At 40.4% G+C, this 5,258-nt stretch carries 8 protein-coding genes; all 8 read right to left on the bottom strand.

Annotated features, from left to right (window positions below):
* On the bottom strand, positions 1-413 hold a 413-nt coding region (locus tag PSI17_RS15725), incomplete at its 3' end, for a GNAT family N-acetyltransferase (RefSeq protein WP_273552869.1).
* Complete coding sequence (locus tag PSI17_RS15720; RefSeq protein ID WP_273552868.1) at positions 413-1,204, bottom strand: class I SAM-dependent methyltransferase; 792 nt, start codon at positions 1,202-1,204, stop codon at positions 413-415. The genes PSI17_RS15725 and PSI17_RS15720, both read right to left, overlap by 1 nt.
* Positions 1,201-1,713: a LeuD/DmdB family oxidoreductase small subunit gene (locus PSI17_RS15715; protein ID WP_273552867.1), complete on the bottom strand. Its 513-nt coding sequence runs from the start codon at positions 1,711-1,713 to the stop codon at positions 1,201-1,203. Before PSI17_RS15715 ends, PSI17_RS15720 begins: the two co-directional genes overlap by 4 nt.
* Positions 1,706-2,947: an aconitase/3-isopropylmalate dehydratase large subunit family protein gene (locus PSI17_RS15710; protein WP_273552866.1), complete on the bottom strand. Its 1,242-nt coding sequence runs from the start codon at positions 2,945-2,947 to the stop codon at positions 1,706-1,708. Before PSI17_RS15710 ends, PSI17_RS15715 begins: the two co-directional genes overlap by 8 nt.
* Positions 2,944-4,080, bottom strand: coding sequence for a homocitrate synthase/isopropylmalate synthase family protein (locus PSI17_RS15705; RefSeq protein ID WP_273552865.1), 1,137 nt, complete (start codon positions 4,078-4,080; stop codon positions 2,944-2,946). Before PSI17_RS15705 ends, PSI17_RS15710 begins: the two co-directional genes overlap by 4 nt.
* 36 nt (positions 4,081-4,116) lie before the next feature.
* Positions 4,117-4,419 (bottom strand): hypothetical protein, encoded by a 303-nt coding sequence (locus PSI17_RS15700; protein WP_273552864.1) that lies wholly within the window; start codon positions 4,417-4,419, stop codon positions 4,117-4,119.
* Positions 4,398-4,823, bottom strand: a complete 426-nt coding sequence (locus tag PSI17_RS15695; protein WP_273552870.1) for an LLM class flavin-dependent oxidoreductase — start codon at positions 4,821-4,823, stop codon at positions 4,398-4,400. Before PSI17_RS15695 ends, PSI17_RS15700 begins: the two co-directional genes overlap by 22 nt.
* A 41-nt stretch (positions 4,824-4,864) precedes the next feature.
* Positions 4,865-5,258, bottom strand: a 394-nt coding sequence (locus PSI17_RS15690) for an LLM class flavin-dependent oxidoreductase (RefSeq protein WP_273552863.1), incomplete at its 5' end; no start/stop codon positions are given.

Here is a 5,258-nt window from a genome sequence, read left to right as displayed (position 1 = left end):
TCAAAAGGGCCTAAATATTCAAATCCTCTTTGAGTAAAAAAGTGGATATTTGTTATTAATGACCGACGTAATGCGATAATAATAGGTAATTGCGCCTGTTTGTTTTCCTCTTTACAAATTATATTAAGTAATTCACTGGCAATACCTTGACATCTGAATTTCGGTAATACAGACAAATAACTGAACGTTAGATTTTCCTTTTCTTGTTCAAACAGCACAGCCGCAATAACCTGATTATCATATTTAGCAATTCTCCAACATGTTAACTTTCCCATAATACTGGCAGAAGTTTCATACAGTGCTGAAGGTATAAAATCAGAGATAAATGGTGTATAGACTTCACGCAATACCATTAATATTCCATTAACATCTTCCGCAGTGGGTATGAAGAAATTAATCGCTGTTTTTGACATTATTCTTTCTCTGCCCCATGCTTATTTTGTTTGACAACCATAAAAAGTTGGCTTTCATATAAAATTGTCAATTTATCATCAGATTGATATTTTTCTACCAGCATTTTTGATCGTTCGATAAACTGTTCACCGTGGGCAGTTAAAGCTCGTTGTACTTGAGTCGATGAACGACTCATACCGATAAACGCTTCTCCGGGAATAATCATATTCCAGTGAATATTGAGTGTAATGTGAAAAGCATATTCATGTTGGAATGCAACATTTAATTCTTGTGCATAATCAAAATCCCGATAGTGACGGCTATAATTGGGACTTAGTTCTTCCAATAAATTTTCATATTCATTAAGAAACTCATTGTGTCGATAATCTCGGTTATTTTGTAAGATAGCCATAACGCCATTATCCGTTAGGCTATTTCGCGCCAGATTTAATACTGTTTTCCTATCCATCCATTGAAAAGATTGTGCTGCTATGATCAGATCGGGGCTACCCACGCAAGAAAGATGTTGTTCTGTACTACCATGCAACCAATTGACCCACGGTAGCTTTTGTTTACCTATATCGATCATATCTTGTGAAATATCAATGGCAGTGCAATGATGTTGCTGCCCCAATAGATTTGTCAGTCCTTCAATGGCGATCCCCGTTCCTGCCCCAATATCGATAATGGACAACAATCTGTCTTTAGGTAGCCAGTGATAAATTTCACGGAAAAGTACTTCTGGATATCTGGGACGGTAGAGATCATATCCTTTAGCTAAACCATCAAATTTTTCTTTCTGCTGTGTCATAAGATCCTCTGCTTCTTCTGCTCAGACAATTGGTTAAGGATGTAGTTGAGTCGTCCACCTGCGTGAATAACAACCAACATTTGTTCCGATGGTGGATAGAAATTAGCTAATGGTGTTTCAGAAACAAAATGACCTTCGTTGATTAAACATTCAACGGATAAACCTTCACAAAAACCTTCAATATCGACTTCAATCGCTAACAAACCAAGATTCCAGGCGTTACGGAAAAAAATCCGTCCAAAAGCGGGAGCAATAACCATAGATATACCTGCGGCTAATAATGTACTTACTGCTTGTTCCCTTGAACTACCAATACCAAAAATACCTTTACAAACAATAATGTCTCTAGGTTGTAACGTGGAAAAAAACTCAGGAAACCGATTCTCAAACAGATGTGGAGCCAGTTGAGCTGGATCGGTGTACATGTGTTTATAACGTGCAGGAATAATGTCATCAGTAGAAATATCACCAGTAATCATCCTGACGCGATAATTTTGTTGTTCAATCATGCCATTCAAGCTCCGTAATCAACGGTACTCTACCGTGCAATGCTACATTTGCTGCAACTAAAGGTGATGAGAGGTAAATATCCGCATCAGCATTCCCCATGCGCCCTTGGAAATTTCGGTTCATCGTTGACAAAACCCGCTCTCCTTTGGCTGGAATTGTACCTTGCGTTCCAACACAAGCACCGCATCCGGGAGGTGTCACCAAAGCACCCGCAGAAACAATTTTTTCGATATAGCCGCGTCGCATAGCTTCCAGATACACGTGTTTTGAACCCGGTGTCACAATACAATGAACATCTTGATGAATCCGTTGGTTATCAAGAATTGCAGCTACTTCGGCAATATCTTCCAAACGGCTGTTGGTACAACTGCCAATAAAAACATAATCTATCTTTTGCCCTGAAAGGGTTTCTAGTGGTACTGCCTGAGCAGGTGAATGTGGCAGGGAAATGTGCGGTGTCAAATCAGATATCGAAAATGTCAGCTGGTAATCCGCTAACTCTGGATAGATGGACCTCATATTGGCGGGCCTTTCTGGCCCATCCGGCATAAATACGCACTTTGCACCCAGTTCAACGCCCATACTGGCGAAACTGGTGGCAGAATCTAAAGAGAGACTATGACCCCATTCCCCGCTAAGTTCTACTGAATGGTATAAAAATGGTGATTGCCCAAAGCGACGCAGTAAAGCGAGCATAATATCTTTCGTCCGGGTCGCTGGGTGTGGTTGACCCGAAATACTTAAACTAACCGTTTCTGGCACTTTCAACCAAGTCTGTCCTGTAAGCATCGTAGCCAATACATCAGAGGATCCCATTCCTAAAGCTAATGATTGTACTGCTCCCCCAGTACAAGTATGAGAATCAGCACCAATAACAATATTGCCCGGTTGAAACCACTGTTCTTCCAGTGCGATTAAATGGCTAATACCTTCTCCTCTGGCGAAAATATTAACTCCAATCGACTTAGCAAAATCCATTGCTTCATTAACACGTTCAGCCATTCGTTTATCGGGAACTATTACTGAATGATCGAAGAAAAAACCAATTCTTTCGGGATGCAAGACCTGTTTTAAATTATGTTGGCGGAAAAGATTAGCGATAGTTGGTGAATTACCATCCTGAACATAAATTCTATCGACCTCAACTGTGATCAATTCTTTAGCCTCAACTTTAGTATTTTGGCTATGTTCAGCAATAATTTGATTAACAATTGGCTGATCATAAGTCGTCATGCTATTGCTCCCTCTGCCTGACGATAGAGTTCACATAATGTATGAGCAGGTATTCCTCCTGGATGTTTTTCAGCCGCTTTTCGTACCAGAGATAGACAGTGTTCCAATGTTTGAGGCACTGTTTCTATACCTCTTTCTTCTAAAATATTTTGCAAGACCGCCCGACCGGAATGTTTACCGATCACCATGCGACGCTGACCACCAACCATGGTCGGTTCGAAGGGCTCAAAAGTTTTGCTGTCTTTTAACATTCCATTGACATGGATGCCGGACTCGTGTGCAAAAACATTGCTGCCAACAATAGGTTGCCAAGGGGAAATAGAATATCCGCTAGCCTGAGCCACTTTGTGAGAGAGGCTGGTAAGCTGCTGGGTATCAACACCGACATCTATTTGATAAAAATGTTGCAAAGCCATAACTATCTGAGACAGATCCGGCATTCCGGCTCGCTCCCCCATTGCGTTAACACAAACGTGAAAATAACGCGCTCCAGCTTCAAGACCCGCCAGCGTATTTGCCACAGCCAGCCCAAAATCATTATGGCAATGGCATTGTAGATTAATAGATGATGCCTCACGAACGGCGTAGACTCGTTGTGCATATTGTTGACTGTTAAGAATACCGATGGTATCTGAAAGACGCAGACGGTCAGCGCCAGCTTCTGCAACATTGCCCGCATATTCTTGCAGGAAACTGATTTCAGTTCGGCCGACATCTTCCGCACTGATTGAAACGAAAATACCTTTATCTTTAGCGAATTTGATCATATCGCTGGACGTAGTTAACAACCAATTTCTGTCTTTGCTTACGCTGTGTTTAAGATGAATATTTGAAGTTGGCAGACCAATGTGTATCGCCTTAAATCCCAGAGAGAGGGAATATTTAATATCTTCAAGTACACCACGGTTCCAACCGATGATATTCACTTCATCCTTGCGTTCCAGAATTTCTTGTAATGCAAGTACTTCATCGCCTTTCATCGCTGGAATACCGGCTTCTATCCATTTAACACCAGCTTCTACTAATGAATTAAAAATACTCACTTTAGTTTTTTTTGAAAATGCAACCCCCGGAGCTTGCTCGCCATCACGTAAAGTTGTATCTTCCAAAATAATATTCTCTTTAATAGTCATAGCATCGTCACCTTATTTTTATTGATGGGAAGTTAGTTAAATGTGAAATATGCTGGTAGGTTTAGGAATGTTTAATTTTTCTCTTAATGTTCCATCTTTGTATTTGGTCTTGAATATATTAAGTTTTTGCAATTCAGGAACAACATAATTAATAAATTCATCTAAACATCCAGACATACTGGGAGGCATAATATTAAATCCATCGCAGGCATTTTCATGAAACCATTGAGCTATTTGGGTGGCAACTTGTTGGTAAGAACCAACAAATACTAAATGCCCTCTGGAAATAATGATTTTTTCGTACAACTGCTTAATCGTTAAAGATTCCGATTTAGACATTTTTTCAATAAGTTCCCGACGGCTCTGATTACCATTAGAAACAGGAATGTCAGGCGCGGTTGGTTAATATCGTATGCTGACAAATCAATACCACCAAGCAAATCGGATAACATACTAAGACCAAATTTTGGATGAATAAGCTTCCGAAAATTATTGAATTTCTCTTTGGCACTATCCTCATCTGGGCCAATAAAAAAGCACAACCCTGGCATGATTAAAACATCGTTATAGTCTCTATCATATTTATTAAGCCGAAATTTCAAATCCCTATAAAATGCTTTTGCTGAGTCAATGTCTGGTTGTGCAGTAAACACTAATTCAGCTGTTCTGGCGGCAAGTTCTTTACCGGGTTCAGAGGAGCCTGCTTGTACAATAATTGGGTGTCCTTGAGGAGGCCGAGAAATATTCAGGGGGCCTTTTACAGAAAAATATTTTCCTTGGAAATTTAGTTCATGGCATTTTGACGGAACATAAAAAATACCACTTTGTTTATCGCGAGGTAAGGCATCATCATCCCAGCTTTCGCTGCATGAGATTTAGAGGAAGTCACCAGATTCCAGCCAGCACGCCCATGACTAATGTGATCCAACGAAGCGAATTCGCGGGCAATATTAAATGGATGTTTGTAGGTGGTCGAAGCCGTGGCAACCAAACCGATATGTTGAGTAACCATCGCTAATGCTGATAGTAACGTCATAGGTTCAAATACCACGACCCTGCTCCCATAACCTAGCTGGTCATCCTGAAAAACAGAGGGAGTATCAGAAAGAAAAATTAAATCGAGTAAGCCCTTTTCTGCTGTACGGGCCATATTCAGATAATGATCTATATCCAGTGCT

The sequence above is a fragment of the Xenorhabdus sp. IM139775 genome, from assembly GCF_028598745.1.
Classification (GTDB): Bacteria; Pseudomonadota; Gammaproteobacteria; order Enterobacterales; family Enterobacteriaceae; genus Xenorhabdus.
This window is presented reverse-complemented; position numbering and strand designations above follow the sequence as displayed.